This window comes from Paenibacillus radicis (ex Xue et al. 2023), from assembly GCF_024722015.1.
Classification (GTDB): domain Bacteria; phylum Bacillota; class Bacilli; order Paenibacillales; family NBRC-103111; genus Paenibacillus_S.
On record NZ_JANQBD010000080.1, the window covers coordinates 1 to 755 of the forward strand.

A 755-nucleotide genomic window follows, 5' to 3' on the forward strand; every position below is an offset into this window, starting at 1 on the left:
GGGTGAAGTCGTAACAAGGTAGCCGTATCGGAAGGTGCGGCTGGATCACCTCCTTTCTATGGAGTCCATGGTGACTGTAGGTCACCGGACAAATAAGCAGCTTAGCTGCAAACACAACACTCACTCGTTGCTCAGTTTTGAGAGGGTAATAGGACCTCCCGAACTTTCAGGAGACCGATAACCATATCTCAATAACTTCGTTTGGTGATGATGGCGGAGGGGAACCACGCGTTCCCATCTCGAACACGACCGTTAAGCCCTCCAGCGCCAATGGTACTTAGACCGCAGGGTCTTGGGAGAGTAGGACGTTGCCAAGCAAGCCCACCTAGGGTGGGTTTTTGTTTTGAATACGAGTATAAACTCGTAAGGATAGGACCTTAAGTTCTATACGAGGGCCCTTAGCTCAGCTGGTTAGAGCGCACCCCTGATAAGGGTGAGGTCGGTGGTTCGAGTCCACTAGGGCCCACCATATTTTACCTCTTGCAACAAACAAGAGGATATGTTAAGATGTGATTCCTGCCGCTGAGGTGGGTGCCACAAACTGACAATTGATGCCGCATGTCGGATGTAACAATTGCAGGATTGTTCCTTGAAAACTAGATACCGAAACAAGTAGTTGCAACTGTTTGATGCGTGAAACCATCGCAGTTGTCAACAGCATAGAGCAACGTGTGTCGATCTTCGGATCGCACATGAATCCAAGTAACTCGATTCATTTGAATCGAAATTATTAGCGGAATGGTTAAGCTAATAAG

At 48.1% G+C, this 755-nt stretch carries 1 tRNA gene and 2 rRNA genes; all 3 read left to right on the forward strand.

The features are described from left to right. Window positions 1-56 (forward strand): 16S ribosomal RNA (locus NV381_RS38135); the annotation flags it as partial. A gap of 144 nt (window positions 57-200) precedes the next feature. Further along, window positions 201-317 (forward strand): 5S ribosomal RNA (gene rrf, locus NV381_RS38140). Window positions 318-392: 75 nt separating this feature from the next. Then, window positions 393-469: transfer RNA gene (locus NV381_RS38145), tRNA-Ile, on the forward strand. Window positions 470-755 lie beyond the last annotated feature (286 nt).